This window comes from Methanospirillum sp. (assembly GCF_035406105.1).
Lineage (GTDB): Archaea > Halobacteriota > Methanomicrobia > Methanomicrobiales > Methanospirillaceae > Methanospirillum.
Window position 1 is genome coordinate 1 of record NZ_DAONKG010000021.1, and the last position, 18679, is coordinate 18679.

Genomic DNA, 18679 nt, shown 5'->3' on the forward strand with positions numbered 1-18679 from the left:
AACACCGGTCCGCTCAGCGATCTCCTTAATCTTTTCGCACACTTCTTCTACTTTCTGATAGTCGGTTCCGGTGAGTCGGATTCTGGCCTTCTGCATGATAACACCGAATTTCTATCAGCGCATCTGCTTCTTGACAACGTCGATACACATTCCGGCAGCAATGGTCTGACCCATATCACGGATTGCGAACCGTCCAAGCTGGGGGAACTCCTTGGCATTTTCAAGACAGAGTGGCTTGGTTGGGTGGCATTTAATGATTGCTGCATCTCCGGCCTTCAGGAAGGTCGGATTCTCTTCAAGGGTCTGACCGGTACGCGGGTCAAGTTTCTTGACGAGTTCAGTGAAGGTACAGGCGGTCTGTGCTGTGTGGCAGTGGAAGACCGGGGTATATCCGACAGTGATAGCACTTGGGTGCTGGAGCACGACGATCTGTGCGGTGAATTCCTCTGCGACTGCCGGCGGGTTGTCAGATGCACCACAAACGTCACCACGGCGGACATCATCCTTTCCAATACCACGGACGTTGAACCCGATGTTGTCACCAGGAACTGCCTGGGGAATTTCTTCATGGTGCATCTCAATGGACTTGACTTCTCCGGACTTGTTTGCCGGCATGAAGGTAACATTCATACCTTTCTTGAGAATACCGGTTTCAACACGACCGACCGGAACAGTTCCGATACCGGAGATGGAGTATGCATCCTGGATTGGGACACGGAGCGGTTTGTCAGTTGGCTTGTCCGGAACTTCAAGCTCATCAAGCAGCTGGAAGAGCGGTTTGCCCTTGTACCATGGCATCTTGTCAGAGTTCTTGGTGATGTTGTCACCCTCGAAGGCACTGATCGGGATGAATTTCACGGTGTCAGGGTTGGTTCCGACCATCTTGAGGAGGTTTCCGACATCGGTCTTGACCTGGTTGAACCTTGCCTCATCGTAGTTTGCTGCATCCATCTTGTTGATGGCAACGATCAGCTGCTTGATACCAAGGGTCTTGGACAGGAAAACGTGCTCCTTGGTCTGTTCCATGACACCATCAGGTGCTGCAACCACAATGATAGCTGCGTCTGCCTGTGAGGCACCGGTGATCATGTTCTTGACAAAGTCTCTGTGTCCCGGGCAGTCCACGACAGTAAAGTAGTACTTGTCAGTATCGAAACGCTTGTGAGCGATATCGATTGTGATACCACGTTCACGCTCTTCCTTCAGGTTATCCATAACCCAGGCAAAAGCGAATGAACCCTTACCTTTTGATTCTGCTACCTTCTTGTACTGTTCGATGATGTGTGCCGGAACGGCTCCAGCTTCGTACATCAGTCTGCCGACGGTCGTTGACTTACCATGGTCGATGTGACCAATAACAGCGAGGTTAATGTGGGGCTTTTCAGTTGCCATATATACAAATCCTCCAATACCTCCGCACGATATCAGAACTGCAAAGCACAGCCCGGTTATGCGAGTATTACATATTTGATAGAAGTCCTTTTAATATTTTTCACTATGGATCTTATGCGGTTTGAATGGCTTATTCTCTTTTATCAGAAGGGAACGAAGTGATTAATAGGTTTTCAGGGGAATGATCAGATTACAAATGAAGACTATTCCGATTCTCCGGGAACAGAATTCTGATAAGGCGTATGTGGAATGCGCCTCTGGAAAACTGCCAGTCCACACAAGGTGCTCATATTGCATGAATTGTAAAGGGATTCAGGTAGGGGCGCGGGTTATGCCTTCTCCATACGAGAATGCTTTTTCCCAAATGAGAGGCAATGCTGCACCCCCGGAGATCCTCATGGAAGCGGCAATGCAGTTTAACAGCCTGGTCCGCGACGGGTCTGCCGTGGCCTGTGACGACGAAAAAGGACAGGGGTACACCCCCCGGTTCAGGACCCGTGTCTGAACGTCCGATCCGGTTCTCACATTGTTCCCTGCATCAAACAAGGATGATGGCAAGCGCCGTGAGAAGAGCGCAGCGGTTTATCTCTCCGGTTGCACCGGTCACATCCCCGTTGACACCACCAAATAACCGGTAGGCAAGAGCCTGCATACACAGAGGAACCACCACCAGTACAATGGCAGCACCTGCCTTTGCCACACCAGGAAGCGGGAGCAGAAATGCCGGGATAAGGAGCAGGGTTGCTGGAACAACAAACCATTTTCTGGATTGTTCATGGAGGACTGCATGAAGCCCCTCATGGAATGGTCTTCCATACGCAGTAAGTATCGCCATACTCCATTTCCCGCCTGCCTCGGCAAAGATGAGTGCAGATGCGGCCGTCAGTGCCTGATGAAATGAACTGAGTGAAGCGACGGTCAGGAGCGTTACCATCATACCAAGAGCCAGTGCTCCGGTACCCATCTGCCGATCTGTCAGTGCACGGATGCGTTTCTCACGGGATCCATGTGCCATAAGCCCGTCACCAAAATCCAAAAGACCATCGAGATGATTAGCACCGGAAACAAGAAGGACAGCACCGGTTGCCAGAACTGCCTGAACAAATGACGGGGCGGGGAGCAGAAGAATTACGAGCGCTCCGATCCCTCCTGTGATATATCCGGCAAGAGGATATAGCCAGGTATTTCGTGCAAACGCTTCAAAAGGAACTATTTTTCCAAGGGGAAGGACCGTCGTGAACTGGAGCAATGCCCTGACAGGCTCAATCATGAGTGCTCATACATGTGAATCAGACTGATATGGGTTTATGGGAGGAACCGGGAGGTTCATGGGGGATTCAGGGTAACAGTTTTTTATGGCATTTCTCTCCCGCCCTCATACCATAAAGCCAAAAAGACCTTTGTTTGTCGGTATACTCGCAAATACGATGCTTTCCACGGTCCCCGGATTATCGGGGGCAGGCCCAGGCCCGATGGGTTCCCTCTTGGTACCGGTTCTGGATGCTGAACTTATCTGGCAGGGAAAAATCACCAGTTCAGATGCTACTCCGAACACGCCGACCGGATGCCCGACTCCTGCTTCCATCACCCGTGCCGTCCTTGACCTGACTGGCATCACACCTCTTTTTATAAATGCCGGACTTGTTCACCACCCGACCATTCCGGTTCTCGATCTTATTGGATCGGCAGGTGGTGATCCACGGGAAGGGCCGGCAGTTCCTGATGCACGCCGTCTGTACGATGAAGGTGTTCGTATTGGAAGATTGTTGTCAGCCTATGACCTGCTTGTTGTTGGCGAATGTGTCCCTGGGGGTACGACGACTGCTCTGTGTGTCCTCAAAAGCCTTGGGTATGATGCAAAGGTAAGCAGCGCGGCGGTGACCAGTCCAGATTCGATGAAAGAGGCGGTTTACACTGCGGTGACCCGGCGAATCGGCCGAATCCTCTCTGATCCCCTTGAGATCATCTCTGAGACCGGTGATCCGATGATGGCGGTTGCAGCCGGACTTGCAAAAGAGTACTCAGGGACACTCCTGCTTGCCGGTGGTACCCAGATGCTCGCCGTTGCAGCAATAATTAAGGCATGTGGCGGAAAACTCCCGGAAGTCGTCACTACCGTGTATGTGAGGGACGACAAGGCGGCAAGTTGTGACAAGACGGCACGTGACATCGGGGTTCCCATAACCTATGTGGACCCCGGATTTGGAGAGATCGGGCATTCCGGTCTGGTACGCTATTGTATCGGGGAAGTCAAGGAGGGTATGGGGTGTGGCGGGGCAATGATGCTTGGTGCCCTGCTCGGCTACAGCCCTGATGAGATAACCGGTTCGATCATCTCCTTTGTATCCGGCTACAGTCCCTGAATGCATATCTACTGACCGGTCCAAAATATAGGGCAGATGCTCCCCTTATTTGTGGTCAATAATTATGGTCAGTTCAATCATCTCATTCTAAGAGCTCTTCGCGACCTGGATATCGATGCAAAACTGATCCCAAATACCACGCCGGTTCATGAGGTTTCCGACGGATGTCAGGGCATCATCCTTGGTGGCGGTCCTGACATCACCCGTGCCGGTCTGTCAGGTGAATATGTCCATCTTGATAAACCGGTGCTTGGTATCTGTCTTGGTCTGCATGTGATTGCACAGGAGTTTGGTGGAACGGTGCAGTCAGGGCAGAAAGGCGGGTATGGAGCAGTGGAGGTATCCATCATGGATCACGACGGTATTCTGCAGGGGTATCCGGATAAGATGCAGGTATGGGCATCCCATGCCGATGAGGTGGTCACCATGCCCGGAGAATTCAAACGGCTTGCGACCTCATCCATATGTGGAAATGAAGCCATCGCCCATGTGCATTCTCCCATATTTGGTATTCAGTGGCATCCGGAGGTCAGTCATACCTTTGAGGGGCACCGGGTCTTTGAGAATTTCTTTTCCATCTGCCAGGATCTGAATTCAGGATGAACTGCGAATCTTCCCTGGCCGATCAGATCCACCGGACCGGTTTTTCCTGTATCCGATGCGGGTCCTGTTGCAGGGAGACAGAACCAGGGTCAAATCTGGTCATGGTTGGATGTGAAGAAATATCAAAAATTATGACGAGTACCGGCCTTTCATTTGAGGAGATTGTTGAACCATATCCAGACCGGATTGTGGAGGGGGATCGCACCTACACCTTTGGCTGGGTTCTTCGCAGAAATGGAGACAGATGTCAGTTTCTTAAAGAATCAGGGTGCGCAATTTACGAGAGTCGCCCCTGGATATGTCGGACGTATCCGTTTATGCTTGACGAACAGGGCCTTACGATTCATCCGTGTGAGGGAACCGGCCGGAATAAGGAATCTGCCGATGCAGTTGGTATTGCCTTTGATCTCTGCAGACGATATGCATATGAGCAGGAACAGGAAGAAAAAATTCGATCAATACTTCAATCAGAGGGAATTCCGGCAGGTCGGCCGGTGGTGATTGATACAGAAGGAATAAAGGAATATCATGGGTGAAATCCGGATAATCGGGACGGCACATGTCTCACAAAAAAGTGTCGATGAAGTAAAGGAAGCGATTGAAGAATGGCAGCCTGATGTGGTTGCAGTCGAACTGGATCAGGGCCGGTACCTTGCCCTGAAGCAGCAGCAGAAAAACCCGGAGATTGAAGATATTCTTCAGGCGAAAAACTTCACCCAGCTGCTGGTTCAGTGGATACTTGCCTACATTCAGCGCAGAATTGGTATGGATGTGGGAGTAGAGCCGGGAGCTGAGATGAAGGCTGCTATTGCCGCCGCGGAGGAGAAGCAGGTAAAACTTGCCTTAATTGACCGTGACATCCGCATGACGCTTCACCGGTTCTGGGCTTCAATGTCCCTCCTTGAGAAGTTGAAGATGTTTTATGCGCTGATAGGGTCAATCGCCGTCGCTGACAAGACCGGAGATCTCATCGATATTGAAGAGCTCAAGAAAGAGAATATAGTTGAGGCTGCCATGGAGGAGTTTTATAAATACTCCCCCCGTGGTGCCGGAGCACTAATCGGCGAACGGGACGCATATATGTCACATAATCTCCTTCGTCTTGCTGCTGCCAATGAGCGGGTGCTGGCGGTGGTTGGTGCCGGACACCGCAAAGGAATCGAGCAGTATCTCCAGAAACCTGAAACGCTCCCCCCAATTGACAGTCTTACCTCGCAGATGAAAACCCGGCCGTGGGGTCTTATCTTTGGTATTGTAGTGACTGCCGTTTTCGCATTGCTGCTATTAGCCATTGTCTTTTCAGGAGTCGGGACCGAGGTGCTTCTCCAGGCATTACTGTACTGGATACTGATCCATGGGGTACTCACCTTTGTGTTCACCCTCCTTGCAGGCGGCCACCCGGTATCCGGTCTTGTAGGATTTCTGGTCAGCCCTCTGTCATCTCTCCACCCGCTTATCGCCGCCGGATGGTTTTCTGCAATTGCAGAGGCGAAGATTCGAAAGCCCCGCGGCTCTGATATCAAGAAGATCATGGAGGCTGAGTCCATCATGGAGATGCGTACTATCCCGCTCTTTAAAGTGGTGCTTGTTGCAGCACTTGCAAATGTCGGGTCGAGCATCGGAACGTTTGCGTATTTTATATTTATATTCCCTATCCTGGGGATTGATCCCAATGTCGTCCTTGGGCAAGGGTTTGCCCATATGTGGGCAGCGGTCACCGGACTGTTTGGTGGGTGAATTTCAGAGAAGATGAAAATTGGTGCCCTGATATCCGGTGGAAAAGACTCGCTCTACGCGGCATGGCGGATGATACAGACCGGGCATGAGATTGCATGTTTTATCACGATACAATCACGCAATCCTGAGAGTTATATGTTCCATACTCCCAATATCGGACTTACCCGCCTACAGGCAGAGGCAGCAGGTATCCCGCTTCTTATCCAGGACACAGACGGGCTTGAAGAGAAAGAACTTGATGATCTGGCTGTCGCAATTGTGCGGGCTGCACGGATATATGGTCTTGAAGGAGTTGTTACCGGAGCGATTCAGTCAGTATACCAGGCATCACGTATCGAGCGGATCTGTCATAAGGAAAACCTATGGTGTTTCTCACCATTATGGCTGTGTGATCAGGACCAATACCTGAACACTCTGGTATCTGACGGATTTGAAGTGATCATTGCAGGGGTATTTGCAGAGCCCCTTGATGAAACATGGCTTGGAACCCGTATTGATCTCCCCTTTATAAAACGGATACATCATCTCAATACACGGTATCATGTCTCGTTGGCTGGAGAGGGGGGAGAATATGAGAGTTTTGTCTGTTTTGCCCCGTTCTTTACCAAGAGGATTACCATTCGGGATGCACGGACCTGGTTTGAGCATGGTTCTGGGGGGTATGTGATCACTCGTGCCGGACTGGATGACGCATGATAATCATCCTTGATGTCACGCATCCCGAAATTACCGTTCTTTATGATGAATTTGTAGCCCCGGTTGAGCGTATTGTGCAGGCCTGTGGTCAGCCGGTTCGTGTTGTACGAATAGATACGCTCAAGGCTGCTGTTCATCTGTGCACCGGTCTTATCATCTGCGGGACTGCCCTTGCCGACTCCTGGTACAGAACGCAAAACCTGGTCCCCCAATTGGGTGGATGGACTGGCCCTGTTCTCGGGATCTGTGCCGGGATGCAGATGCTTCTTTCAGAAACCGGCGGAACAGTAATGCCGGTTACCGAGATTGGGATGATTCCCATTCAGGTTACAGAAATCGGAGCCGGTGATATCCTGATGCAGGGGAGAGATGAGTTTGCAGCCTATGCTCTCCATCAGTATACTGCAACCCGCTCGCCGCTCTGGACGTCACTTGCAACATCCACCCTTACTGACCAGGTAGTCAGGCATTGTTTGTATCCTTGGTATGGGGTGCTCTTTCATCCGGAAGTTCGCAATGAATGGTTAATTGAGCGGTTTGTTGCCATGACCCGGTCAGTCTGAATGATTTTTGGTACCGTTGAAAAACAGGGACCATGATATGAAATCAGTCCAAATCTGATACTGATTTCATGTTCCATCCATCATATGTTATCCCGCCGATGAATCTTCACGAGGAGATCCAATCCTCCCCTGTATATATCATTGTCAGGACGGACGGTCTGCTTCTGGAGGGGCCTATAGGATTCATCTTCCCTGAAATCCCTGATGAATGTGCTGGAAAGATACAGAGCAGGATCTCACTAGGCAATTATGACGGCCATTCCTGGATCGCACTTGGGATACATGCGGATAGGATTCCTTCAGGCTACACCGCTCATTCCCTTCGGGAATTTGCCGCGAATGCGGTAGATTTTCTTCCTGGCATGGCATGTCGCGCGGTTCAACTGATCCGGTTTGATACCCTCACCCGGTTTTGTGGATTTTGCGGATCCAAAACGTCCATGAAGCAGGATGAGATCGCAAAAGTCTGCTTATCCTGTAAAAGGATTGTATTTCCCCGCCTGTCACCTGCTGTCATCGTCAGGATAACCGATGGTCCCAAAATCCTCCTCTCCCGTTCTCCTCATTTTCCCAAGGGCATGTACAGTGTCCAGGCCGGGTTTGTTGAGCCGGGAGAATCCTTAGAAGCGGCAGTTCACCGGGAGGTCAGGGAAGAGATTGGGATTGAAGTAACCGATATCAGGTATTTCGGTTCCCAGCCCTGGCCATTTCCCGACTCCCTGATGATTGGATTTACGGCCAGGTATGCCGGAGGAGCGATTGAGTCGGATATGAAAGAGATAGAGGATGCCCGATGGTTTACGAGATCGGATCTCCCGCTCCTTCCGGCAAAAGATAGTATTGCACATGGATTAATTCATGACTGGCTGGATGTGGGCGAGCCGGTTTAATCTTCCTCCCACCGGTGGGAAAGGTTCTCACTTGCTGATATGACATAGTGGGGGACTTCGGAGATGATGACCAGTAATATGGTGTATGAGCAGTAGGGGCATTTTCCGGCCCTGAGCGACTTCATCTCCATCATCTCCTCTGAACTGAGTGACCGGTAATCAACAATCTCTCCTGAAGTATGCGGAAGATTAATCAGAACTGCCGGGCTGAACTGGTGATGACACCGCTGACAAAATCCCCACAGACCATACTGAATAATGATTCGGGTGATACCCTGTTCATCAAGTTCATGAATGACCGGATGATTCCAGTAAAAGAGGGGAAATTTTCTAACGGCAACAGGCAATCCTGCATAAATCTTTAATTTGGGAACCTCTGAGCGGGTCTGATACCCTCCCGGAATATGCAGTACCACCTGGCACTGCATACACATCGTCTCCCCTCCCAGAATGGGATGAAGTTCAGAGAGGTCAACCGTGTTTAATTCACTACAGATGGGGCATGGAAAAATGATGCTGTTTTGAACAAATTTCACGTCGCTTGTGGCCCGGTTCAGGGGTATTTTCACTTTTTTTACAGGAGCACAGGAAGGAGGGGATGCGGCCGCTCCGCTCCGGAGTTGTTCTTTCTTTTGCTGCTCTATCGTACAGGGATGTTCCGCTTCAGCATCTGATTTTCTCCTGCTCCAAAATCCCATCTTCCCCACCGGTTTGTATATACCTTGGTGGTTACTAGCACGGGAGATGGTACGTATGTATCCCTTGGCAATTCCGGTTATGGGATGGGTATACAAATATGCAAGAAGAAAACGGGCGGAGCCGGTGGGTGCCCTGATGGGATGCTGTCAGGGGGGATGTGAATGATGATTATGCCCGATGAAATGGTATGCAGGATGCCGGGGGGTTTATCCGGCTACCTTGTGCTGTCTGGTGGGGTTGATGTGTCTGGTAGGTGATCCATGTGTGCAGACCGGATGGCACCTCAGTACCAATCCGTTGCAACAGTTGTAATGGTATACCGGTGTCATCACCGGGGATCATATTTTCCGGAAACCAGCTCTGCATACCATCAGGATGGGCTATAGCGGATGTATCCGGCCCCATTCCCGCGAGGCACCGCTCCGGGGGATCCGTCACGAGTACCTCTGATCCAAAGGGTCATCGGGTGTACAATTAAAGTTTACTTCTTGTATTCGTGAAATAAAAATCAAACAATAAATTTCAGGGAGAAATTGTTCTCTGTTCTAACTCCATACACATACTCGATCCCCCTGAACTCCCTGCATTGGTGGTTCACGGGTAATCTGATGTTCACTGTGGCAAAATGGATTTTTATAGGCAATCGTTCGACAATTTCTATTGGGGAGCATATGTTTGACCGTTGTCAGATCTCACATATTCGCGGGTGGATCACGACTTTGGCAGGTTTTACCGGCAGGGTCAGCGGTGCGTGCCAGAAAAAATTCATGGAACCCTTAAAACTAGTGTAGTGCCATATGTATCCGGTTTCATCGGAAGAATTCCCTGAGATTATCATGTCCGGTCGTGCATTCTATTCAATTCCTGATATTTTTGGTGATTTATACATTACACACAGTCTCCGGAACCGGTGGAGCCATGGATTTAGATACCATATTGGTATATGAAATCAACATCACTGTATGATACGATATTGTATCGTTCTTCTCGTTCTTATTGCGGGGGTGTTTATCAGTGGATGTGTTTCTAATGCTCCTGCCCCTTCTCCGGTCTCTGAAATACCAGCAACCGACGTTCCAACAGAGAACCCTCCTCCACAAGGAACGCCGGTGGTGGAGAACCTGTCTGAAGAACCGACTGTCGTCAGTACGCAGGAGATACCGACACCTTTGGTCACCACCGAGGTTCCTCAGACAATAATGCCCACTCCGACCGCTGATCCAAATAGTGCATTTCATGATATGGTCATCACCAGGCTTGACCTGATTCAAGAAGGGAAGAAGAAGGTCCTCAGTGCATGGGAGGCAGCGGATCCGGCCCTTACCGGTTCACGAGTGGAAGAACTCCGCCATGCTATTCGTAATAATAATGATGGCAGCACATTTCCAAAGAAGATGGATTATGTCAGGCTGAATTATTATGACTTTATCGATCGGATGACCCAGTTTGCCGATACCTTCAAAGAGGCTGCCTCCCTGATGGAGAGGGGAGAGAATGGTTCTGCACAATCATATGCTGCTGCAGGAGTTATGGCAGGAGACCGGGCCGATATATCTGATAAACGGATACGGGTATTTCTCAGGGATCATCCCAATCTCCTCTGATTTTTTACCGGAATAATAATACCCTTCTGCGATGAGTACTCATTTCGGTGAACGTGTATGTACCGGATGATAATCCTTATCCTGGGACTTGGTATCCTGATTCCTGCACTGTATGCAGATGTGGCAGTCGAGGGAGTGTCCACGTACTCATATCAGTATCATATCGTGAATGTTGATGATTTTCCAGATTACCTGTTTCTGACCAGCAGTGCGATCTGGGGATGGGAATATCCTCACATTATTGAGAATGGAACCTTTGGAGGGGGATATAAACTGGATGCATTTATTCTTCATGCCATTTTGGCTCCAGATATCGATGTGAACAAAATTACCGGAGGAGATACTGAAGAATCTTCTTCCAATGCAGCAACAGAAAATGACACACAAACGTATCTGTCATCTCTTCCCTTCCTGACGGCAAATATCACACTTCCTGTAGGGGCATTTTATGAAGACAAACTGGGTATTGATAATGTAACGGTCAATCTCTCCATTACTACCCTGAATGCAACCGCTTTTGAGGTGAAGAAAGAGTCTGCCCTGTTCGGGCTGAAAAACGGTTCGGTTCTTCAGGTCGGCATAGCAGGTGACGAAGATCCAATCCCCCCTGTGGTGCCCTGAACGGTCGAGATGGACCTGGCCCTCTTTTTTCTTCAGGCACTTTTTCTTACAATCATCATTGAATGGATTGTCTTATCCCTGTTGCTTGGGACTGCCTCCTTAAGGTCCGCCGTATTTATTCTGCTACTTAATTGTGTAACCAATCCGGCCCTGAATTATCTCCATCTTATTCATGATATTCCAGTATGGTTCCTTGAATATGCTATCGTGATCTGTGAAATAATACCAATACAAATGACGTTTCATCTGGCCTTAAAAGATGCAATCCTGTTTAGTATTCTGATAAACGCCTGTTCTTATTGTGCAGGATATTTCATCTTTCTTGTGTTATAAAAAAGGGTTATTCGATGGTGACGTCCAGCCTGACCTGTGCGGCATCTGCCGGCTGTGATGGTTCACCAAAATAATAGCCGATCTTGTCTCCGGTCTTTATTGTATAGACGTTCAGGCCTTCCTCATCATTGAGGTAATCTTTGAGAAGTACATCATTGACAAGGACAAACCATGTTTTATCGCCTGAGAAATGATAATCGTTAATTCCCTCCAGTATCAGGATATTTCCCTTCTTCATTGCCTTGTCACTTACCGAGAGGCTGGAAATCTTTCCATCTTTCAAAAGGGTATGCAATATACCAAGCGGTGTTGCTGCGTTAATGTCATACTCACCACCGGTCGTTTCGATGGTAATTGTGCCGGAGGTGAGGGGGAGCGAGCCTGAATACAGCAGCTCCTGGCCACCGTCGGATTTCTTCTCCTGCACCGGCTTTTCCGGGGTATCGGCTGATACCTGGTCAGTCTCTTCTGTCATTTGTTCCAGCGGGGTGGCTGATGATTCAGGAGTGCTGATTTCATCAGATGCGGGTGTCGTTTCGTTGGCTGATGATTCGGTCACCGGTTCTGGTTCAGCCTCACGAATCTTCCCGACCGTGACGGTCAGGTATGCCTTTGACTCTGATACCATGCCGTTCGGATCACCCAGCGTGTATAAGACGACGTCGCCTTCCGTAAGGGTATACCGGGAGAGCCCCTCGGTTTCAGCAAGAACAACATCCTCAAGCCGTTTGCCGTTTACTTTTACAAACCAGCCATTACCGTCACCGGAGGAGAGGTTGCCGATACCATAGAGCAGGAGGGTTCCCTTCTTCTTCATAAGTTCATCGCCAATTGCGAGGCTTTCTACAGCACCCGCCTTCTCAAGGGAAGAGAGAATCCCAATCGGAGTATTCCCCGGGATCGTGTATGAGGACCCGGATTCAGCCGTGATGGTACTTGAACTCTCCGGATCAACCGTTCCATTGTACAGAAGTCCTGTTATCTGACTGGAAGAAACATCTGGTGATTCGTGACTCGAATCAGTCGTCTCGCCGATCTCCTGTGCGTACACAGAGCCGGGTTGGCATAAAATAATGAACATCATGAAGATAACGGTACATATTGCATGAATCTTCTGCATAGAATCACTTCGAACTCTGACATGTGTCAGCACAAGAGGTTAGCTCCTCGAGAATGAGAAGCTCACTCTCTTAATCACAATACCGGTAGATGCAGAGAAAAGGGTATGAGAGAAAAGTATGGTACGAATACTCATATCATTACACGGGTAACGTTGATTGCATGTCTGAATGGTCACGTCTTATGCAGACCAACGCACTCTGTATCGTTATCCTTGCAGTTTTTAGCGGCACGAGTGGTGCTGATGAATCATGGGAAAAGTCAGAAGGGATTCTGATCACAAGCGATGCATGCGATTTCGCAGTATATGATGATTATGTCAGCATCTGCGACCTCTCATCACTTCTGGAACGCATGGGAAACCGGACCCTTATGTCAAATCTTTCAATACGAATCTACAGGATGGACCCGGAAGGAAGCCTCTCTCCTGATGCCATCCTCCCGGTTGCGGAGGTCCTCTATATCACAGATGGTTCACTCCGGCTGAAGACGGATGATGAGGAGATCAGAGCAGAGAAGGACGAAGCAGTATATATTCCACCACATAAAATCAGGATATTTGAGAATGCTGCAAATGAGACCCTTCAGTTTTATTCATTCATCGACTGGTCTCTGGCCTCGGATAACAACAATACGTCTGAAATGCATCTTTTTAGCACACCGGAGGAGGCCCAAAATAGGACGCAGGTCATCTCTGAGGATCAGATAACTCCGCTTGATCGCGGGGACACTGACACAAACCGGTCATTTCAGTTCTCAAGGCTTCTGCATCCCCGTGAAGGCCCGTATGCCATAGGATTTGACGTCGGGACGGCTCATATCCCGTCCGGCTCAGGCGTTCCTGATCACTACATTGATGACCGGTACCAACTTATGTCAGTGCGAGAGGGTTCTGGCACCATATCAGTCGGATGTCATGAATACCCGCTTGCAAAGGATGATATCATGTATATCGCCCCCGGAGCAGTGATGAATCTGACGGCGGATGAGGATATGCACCTTATGGTCCTTATGAACCCGTATTATCAGGAGATGTTTGATTATGAGATGCCTTATGCCTGTGATTATGTCTATTCATGATACCGGCAGATTGCTATATCATATAGGAGAAATGGTATGAGAATGATCAGATTGCCCGTAATTCTGATGCTTGTGTTCCTCTTCCTGTCTCCAGCCCTGGGATCGGCACAGGAACCACCGCGTGATAATGCAGCAGATACCATCTCTCTGGCAGCCGGTTCTGATAGGATCGGTCCTGATTATGAGGTCAGGGATGTAGAGGTTTTGGTAGCAGAGAGTACCACCTCTCCCGGTGGGGTGCTTCATCCATCCGTCCGGGTTGCAAACACCGGTAGTGATGACATTCCTTCATATATGGTTACCGTGAGTGCCTTTCTTGGAAATATCACCCTGGTTCCGGTAAACGGAGCATTTCAGTCTCTTCCGGCCGGACAGGAGACGACATTTTCACTCGAATACAAAATCCCTGAAACCATAGATTTTGGTGGATATACATTCTCAATACTGATTGATCCTGACCAGACTCATGATATCAATATCAGTAATAATATGAAAAAGGCCGGTGGGATGGTCAGTATTACCCCGCCGGATGATGATTCGTTCATCGGATGTGAGGCCTGCTGGGAAGGATACCGGTAATCCTTCCCGGTATGGTGATACTTGATATACTCTGGCGTCAATTATTGTATAGCAGACGTTTGAGCAATTCTGAAATAGTCCCTGAGCATCCTTCGGTCTGAAGTGTTTTGTGTCATGCTATTCTCGGTTATGTCTCTGGCAGAGCGGATCCCTAAAATCCCTACCTGCCAATTACACGGATGCAAAAGATAAGTGATTGATAATGGAAGGAAAGAGATTATACGTTGGGAACCTCCCCTACTCCACGAACGAGACCCAGATCAGAGAGCTGTTTGCACCGTTTGGCACAATTGACAGTGTCAAGCTTATCGAACAGAAGGGCTTTGGTTTTGTAGAGATGAGTTCCTCTGAAGAGGCACAAAACGCAATGGACTCACTGAACCAGACCGAATTTGGCGGACGAACCCTTAGGATCGATGAAGCACGCCCGATGCAGCCACGCCGTGAATTTGGCGGGAACAGCTCATTTGGTGGCAACCGTGGCTATGGTGGCGGAAGCGGTGGCTTTGGCGGCAACCGCAGACGATACTAAAACTTTTTTATTACCTGATTTACTGATGTATTGATTGAAGAATCGGGTATTTTTGCGTTAGTTCCATTAGTTTCGCCCGCTTTTCGCGGATCATCTCATCAACCTGTTCATTGAGCATTTCCCGGCACTCCTCTTCGGTATGATCACCATCTGGAATACACAGAAGGGCTGCTTCGGACCGAAGGTCAGTTATGACTCTGACCTGCCGTGAGAGTTCAAGCCAGAGGGCAACGTCTTCTTCAGGGATGGATTCTGAACGTATTTTTGCAGCTGCTTCAAAAAGGGCTTCATACCAGCGGAAAAACGAGTAAATCCCGGCACATAACTCCTCTCGTGTCAGGGGTTTTGCCATATACCCATACAGCCGCTCTCCATACCTGACCACTTCCACCAGATCCATTTTTTTGGATGAGACCATGATAACCGGTGTCTCATAGCCATGGGTCAGGCTTTTGATAAGGTCCAGGGTATCCCAGCCATCCAGGGGCTCCATCATGATATCAAGAAGAATGAGATCAAAAGTATCAGTTTTTAATTGCCTCATCCCTTCGGACGGAGATTCTGCAGTCTTACAGATATATCCGCAATATGAGAGATCCTCCTGTAAGGTTTTCCGAAAGACTGCTTCGTCATCAATGAGCAGGATCTTCTTCTTTGTAGTCATCTGATAATACCTTCTCACATCAGGGGGCTGGATCTATCCCTTTGAAAACCGGCTCCTCATACATTCTTGCGGCTGATCATTTATCATAGTTCCTCTTCGTCTGATATTTTTGGTTTATTCAAAGTAAAATCAGAAAGACGGGTTTGTTGCTCTTTGAGAAGACTTCGAAGCAGGCGGCCTGATCTGATAAACCGTTCCGGCTCAAGGGTCATATTCGCAGATACATATGAGAATGCATCCTTAAAAGTCTCAAACTCCTTTCCTTTGGTGAGCATTGCATGTCTGACATTCTCCCTGACATTAAATACCCCAAGGGGGACATACCCCTCCGTAGCCTCCCGAAGGACGATCGCCCCAGCCTGTTTTCGTTCCCGCAGAAGTGCTTCAAGGACCGCCATTTTGCATGAGTAATAGCATCCTCCGACCGATGAATACTCGGTTTTTGGTCGTTTTACTTCACTGTCGGAGAAGACAAGTTTTTCATCACCAAGAACCCGGATAAATGCCTCAGTCCATTCATATTGCCACCCGGTCGGGGTGAGAATGACCGCATACCGGTTATGCAGGCTTGAAAATTCATGAACCCGCCAGGTATCAATCGGACTGAATGTTTTCACCTGGTTATAGAGATGATCTGCAAGGGTGCTGTCCACTGCGGTGATCGACCATCTGGTCGGGACAAGATGCCGCATCTTTTCATTTCCCATGGTCCCTGCCGAAAATGCCTTTTGAATTGCTGAAAAGGGGACCTTATTCCGGTGAAGGGCAATGACCGCATCCTTTGCAGGGAGATCCGTATCATAAAATACCCGTTCAAGGTATTGGTTCCACCGTACCGGCTCACATGAGAGCCTGTCTATTGAGGCACTTGGTCCGAACGGGGCATGCTCCTCGCTCAATGAAAACCCGGTCGGAACCTCGAGAAATGCAGCCTCACTCTCAACCGATGCGTCTGACAGGACAATCTCCTGAAGCTGACTGACAAATCTGCTCTGTATATCCCCAATCTCAACAAGGCGTTTTCCCCGGACCAGGCTGAGCCGGTAGCCGATGATCTCCTCCTGTGACTTGTGTGCAGGAATCCATGACTCAGGTGTGTCATACACACTGGTATCCCCATGGTCAGGGGTGATGAGCGGACCGGCATATACTTTTGGATATCCTGCACTTCCAATAAAGATGGAAGGGGGGGAACTGCCATCAAGCTCAGTTCCAATAGGGACTGATCTGCTCTGAAGCGTTGAGACGGTAAGTGTTTTGAGATATTCAGCTTTCCCTATACTCATTGTGTATCATACATCTCAACAATGAGGGGCAGTACCTTGAGCACTCCGGCAATTCCACTTACGGTCAGCGTCATAAGCACTGCATCAATCATCTCTTCCCTGCTTGCCCCGAGTGATTTTGCCATGGGAATATGGGCCCTGACTGCCCGGTCATCACCCATGGCAGTTTTCATGGCAATATATATCAACTGCTTTGTCTTCTCATCCAGTCCTTTTGATGCAACAAGTGTCTGTATCAGACCATTGAATGCTGCAGCAACTTCCGGGGCTTCTTTCTGAAAGAGCTCCATAGGGGAGAGTTCCATGAATAGTATTGATCATGGGACCATATGAAGTCCCAACTACCAGCTCCCGGTTTTTTCCGCTTTCAGGTGCACATCCATCTGGGGGAAGGGGATCTCAATTCCTTCCTCCTCAAATACCTTCTGAATACGGCAATTGATAAAATCCCGAATCTCAAAGGTCATGGTATACTTCTCTGTCCAGACAATCAATTGCAGATTCAGGCTTGATGCTGCAAATTCCAGGAAAAACACCGCAGGTTTTGGTTCAGCGAGACACAAACCGGTCTCAATGATCTCATCTGCTATCCGAAGCAGGAGCAGTTTTACTCTTTCAATATCACTGCCATAGGCAACTCCCACATGTATTCTGACTTTTATCTTCAGATCAGGCTCGGCATAATTGATGACAACATCATTGGTCAGGATAGAGTTCGGGATGGTTATCAGTTGATTGTCAAGCGTCTGAATCCTTGTACTCCTGGGACCGATGGTGATAACATCACCGATAAAATCCTGAACCTGAATCCGATCCCCGATATGGAACGGCTGATCTGCAGCAAGAAGTGCTCCGGAGAAGAAGTTCCCCAGAATATCTTTTCCGGCAAAACCTGCGGCAATACCCACAATCCCCCCGGCAGCAAGGAGGGGAGTGATATCAACACTGAGGATTTCAAGGATGATTACGATTGCGATCATCCAGATAATATAACTGAAGGTGGAGCGGAAAAAATGATAAAATCTGATTCCAGCTTCATGTGAAGACGATTGGAGGATATGTTCTTCATACTGAACCGCAACATTTCTGACAAAGGACCAGACTATCCAGGTTACCAGGATGGTAATGCAGACCATCAGATATCTGCTGTCAAGGATCCAGGCCAGTTCCGGGGGAATGAGGGTGCTTGTTGCAAGAGATGAATAGATGGTGATGATTATAAGAAACAGAATCAGTGGTTTCCCAATAGAGGTGAGTATGATATCATCAAGAACGCTTTCTGTCTTTTTTGCCTGTGATCTCAGATATTTTCCGACGGCTTTAATGAGAACAATGCCGCATATACCGCCGATAAGGATGATGAGCGCTGAAATATTGGATGGTTCCATCTCATATATATCGTGTCCGTAAGGTAATAGTATGAACACTGTGTCCACCGGATCATACGAACGTATACCCGGAACATTTTTCTTAAACTATATCGGTTCTCCGGGTTACATGTACAGGCAGTGATAACAGAACGGCTCTGCGGTGGGATGACAGATCCGGAGCGAACAAAGATCGAGTCAGTCGTTGCACGAATGTCAGGTGCGACCAGCAAAGGGGAACTTGCAACCATAATAGCCGAAGCGATCTCAACGTATTCAGTGTTTGAACTGCAGGTCATCGGTGGACAACTCAATCTTGAGATAGAGCGGCTTCCGGTTCCGTATCGTCATAAGATCAGGCCATATTTTCGGGATCAGATATTCGGGGCGTATCATACACTCCTTTCCAGGTACCGGAGCGGCAGCTTTGTGAGATATACTGACCCAATCCGTGATCCTGAACTCTTTCTCTCGTATTGTCGTATGATTCCTGAGGGGTGCATGGCATGGGATGAGAATATGTGGAAGAATCCGGAGATCTGGAGTCCGAA

Annotated in this window: 24 protein-coding genes; 14 read left to right on the forward strand and 10 right to left on the reverse strand. The window is 48.9% G+C overall.

Features of this window, described 5'->3' with window-relative positions:
• Nucleotides 1-96, reverse strand: a 96-nt coding sequence (locus PLA23_RS02180; RefSeq protein WP_324473831.1) for a 30S ribosomal protein S10, incomplete at its 3' end; no start/stop codon positions are given.
• 18 nt (nt 97-114) lie between these two features.
• Nucleotides 115-1392 (reverse strand): translation elongation factor EF-1 subunit alpha, encoded by a 1278-nt coding sequence (gene tuf / locus PLA23_RS02185; RefSeq protein ID WP_324473816.1) that lies wholly within the window; start codon nt 1390-1392, stop codon nt 115-117.
• Nucleotides 1393-1588: 196 nt separating this feature from the next.
• Between tuf and PLA23_RS02190 the strand changes: the two genes are divergently transcribed.
• Nucleotides 1589-1897, forward strand: a complete 309-nt coding sequence (locus PLA23_RS02190; protein ID WP_324473818.1) for a hypothetical protein — start codon at nt 1589-1591, stop codon at nt 1895-1897.
• Nucleotides 1898-1930: 33 nt separating this feature from the next.
• On the opposite strand, the gene cobS is transcribed toward PLA23_RS02190, so the two are convergent.
• Nucleotides 1931-2662 carry an adenosylcobinamide-GDP ribazoletransferase gene (cobS, locus tag PLA23_RS02195; RefSeq protein WP_324330379.1) on the reverse strand — a complete coding sequence of 244 codons (732 nt, stop codon included), beginning with the start codon at nt 2660-2662 and terminating at the stop codon, nt 1931-1933.
• Nucleotides 2663-2747: 85 nt separating this feature from the next.
• Here cobS and cobT point away from each other — a divergent pair, with 85 nt between their 5' ends.
• From cobT to nudC, 7 genes are all read left to right on the forward strand, one after another.
• A complete protein-coding gene (gene cobT / locus PLA23_RS02200) occupies nt 2748-3755 on the forward strand; it encodes a nicotinate mononucleotide-dependent phosphoribosyltransferase CobT (RefSeq protein ID WP_324330377.1) in 1008 nt (335 codons plus the stop codon).
• Nucleotides 3756-3791: 36 nt separating this feature from the next.
• Nucleotides 3792-4358 (forward strand): GMP synthase subunit A, encoded by a 567-nt coding sequence (locus PLA23_RS02205; protein ID WP_324473819.1) that lies wholly within the window; start codon nt 3792-3794, stop codon nt 4356-4358.
• Complete coding sequence (locus PLA23_RS02210) at nt 4355-4894, forward strand: YkgJ family cysteine cluster protein (protein WP_324330373.1); 540 nt, start codon at nt 4355-4357, stop codon at nt 4892-4894. Before PLA23_RS02205 ends, PLA23_RS02210 begins: the two co-directional genes overlap by 4 nt.
• Nucleotides 4887-6095, forward strand: a complete 1209-nt coding sequence (locus tag PLA23_RS02215) for a TraB/GumN family protein (protein ID WP_324330371.1) — start codon at nt 4887-4889, stop codon at nt 6093-6095. The genes PLA23_RS02210 and PLA23_RS02215 overlap by 8 nt, the downstream gene beginning before the upstream one ends.
• Before the next feature lie 12 nt (nt 6096-6107).
• Entirely contained in the window at nt 6108-6791 is a 684-nt protein-coding gene (locus PLA23_RS02220) for a diphthine--ammonia ligase (RefSeq protein ID WP_324330369.1), read from the forward strand.
• Entirely contained in the window at nt 6788-7354 is a 567-nt protein-coding gene (locus PLA23_RS02225) for a glutamine amidotransferase-related protein (RefSeq protein WP_324330367.1), read from the forward strand. Before PLA23_RS02220 ends, PLA23_RS02225 begins: the two co-directional genes overlap by 4 nt.
• 68 nt (nt 7355-7422) lie before the next feature.
• Nucleotides 7423-8244 (forward strand): NAD(+) diphosphatase, encoded by an 822-nt coding sequence (nudC, locus tag PLA23_RS02230; protein WP_324330366.1) that lies wholly within the window; start codon nt 7423-7425, stop codon nt 8242-8244.
• On the opposite strand, the gene PLA23_RS02235 is transcribed toward nudC, so the two are convergent.
• Both PLA23_RS02235 and PLA23_RS02240 read right to left on the reverse strand, forming a co-directional pair.
• A complete protein-coding gene (locus PLA23_RS02235; RefSeq protein ID WP_324473821.1) occupies nt 8241-8942 on the reverse strand; it encodes a hypothetical protein in 702 nt (233 codons plus the stop codon). The two genes, nudC and PLA23_RS02235, sit on opposite strands and share 4 nt — an antisense overlap.
• Nucleotides 8943-9111: 169 nt before the next feature.
• Nucleotides 9112-9381, reverse strand: a complete 270-nt coding sequence (locus PLA23_RS02240; protein WP_324331129.1) for a hypothetical protein — start codon at nt 9379-9381, stop codon at nt 9112-9114.
• A gap of 524 nt (nt 9382-9905) precedes the next feature.
• Here PLA23_RS02240 and PLA23_RS02245 point away from each other — a divergent pair.
• Together PLA23_RS02245 and PLA23_RS02250 are read left to right on the forward strand one after the other, a co-directional pair.
• Nucleotides 9906-10547, forward strand: coding sequence for a hypothetical protein (locus PLA23_RS02245; RefSeq protein ID WP_324473822.1), 642 nt, complete (start codon nt 9906-9908; stop codon nt 10545-10547).
• Nucleotides 10548-10613: 66 nt separating this feature from the next.
• On the forward strand, nt 10614-11168 hold the full coding sequence (locus tag PLA23_RS02250) for a hypothetical protein (protein ID WP_324331131.1): 555 nt from the start codon (nt 10614-10616) through the stop codon (nt 11166-11168).
• Nucleotides 11169-11508: 340 nt separating this feature from the next.
• On the opposite strand, the gene PLA23_RS02255 is transcribed toward PLA23_RS02250, so the two are convergent.
• A complete protein-coding gene (locus tag PLA23_RS02255) occupies nt 11509-12621 on the reverse strand; it encodes a hypothetical protein (protein ID WP_324473823.1) in 1113 nt (370 codons plus the stop codon).
• A gap of 161 nt (nt 12622-12782) precedes the next feature.
• On the opposite strand from PLA23_RS02255, the gene PLA23_RS02260 reads away from it, so the two are divergent.
• The 3 genes from PLA23_RS02260 to PLA23_RS02270 all read left to right on the forward strand — a co-directional run bounded on the left by PLA23_RS02260 (nt 12783) and on the right by PLA23_RS02270 (nt 14811).
• Nucleotides 12783-13700 carry a cupin domain-containing protein gene (locus tag PLA23_RS02260; protein WP_324473825.1) on the forward strand — a complete coding sequence of 306 codons (918 nt, stop codon included), beginning with the start codon at nt 12783-12785 and terminating at the stop codon, nt 13698-13700.
• Between the two features lie 42 nt (nt 13701-13742).
• Nucleotides 13743-14279 (forward strand): COG1361 family protein, encoded by a 537-nt coding sequence (locus PLA23_RS02265; protein WP_324473827.1) that lies wholly within the window; start codon nt 13743-13745, stop codon nt 14277-14279.
• A 202-nt stretch (nt 14280-14481) separates the two neighbouring features.
• On the forward strand, nt 14482-14811 hold the full coding sequence (locus tag PLA23_RS02270; protein WP_324329737.1) for an RNA recognition motif domain-containing protein: 330 nt from the start codon (nt 14482-14484) through the stop codon (nt 14809-14811).
• A 19-nt stretch (nt 14812-14830) separates the two neighbouring features.
• Here PLA23_RS02270 and PLA23_RS02275 read toward each other — a convergent pair whose 3' ends face one another.
• From PLA23_RS02275 to PLA23_RS02290, 4 genes are all read right to left on the reverse strand, one after another.
• On the reverse strand, nt 14831-15475 hold the full coding sequence (locus PLA23_RS02275) for a response regulator (RefSeq protein WP_324329735.1): 645 nt from the start codon (nt 15473-15475) through the stop codon (nt 14831-14833).
• Between the two features lie 83 nt (nt 15476-15558).
• Nucleotides 15559-16761: an Nre C-terminal domain-containing protein gene (locus PLA23_RS02280; RefSeq protein WP_324329734.1), complete on the reverse strand. Its 1203-nt coding sequence runs from the start codon at nt 16759-16761 to the stop codon at nt 15559-15561.
• Nucleotides 16758-17066, reverse strand: a complete 309-nt coding sequence (locus tag PLA23_RS02285; protein ID WP_324329733.1) for a carboxymuconolactone decarboxylase family protein — start codon at nt 17064-17066, stop codon at nt 16758-16760. The genes PLA23_RS02280 and PLA23_RS02285 overlap by 4 nt, the downstream gene beginning before the upstream one ends.
• Nucleotides 17067-17102: 36 nt before the next feature.
• On the reverse strand, nt 17103-18149 hold the full coding sequence (locus PLA23_RS02290) for a mechanosensitive ion channel family protein (RefSeq protein ID WP_324329731.1): 1047 nt from the start codon (nt 18147-18149) through the stop codon (nt 17103-17105).
• A 120-nt stretch (nt 18150-18269) separates the two neighbouring features.
• Here PLA23_RS02290 and PLA23_RS02295 point away from each other — a divergent pair.
• Nucleotides 18270-18679 (forward strand): DUF2115 family protein (locus PLA23_RS02295; protein ID WP_324473829.1); only part of this gene is annotated, 410 nt, incomplete at its 3' end.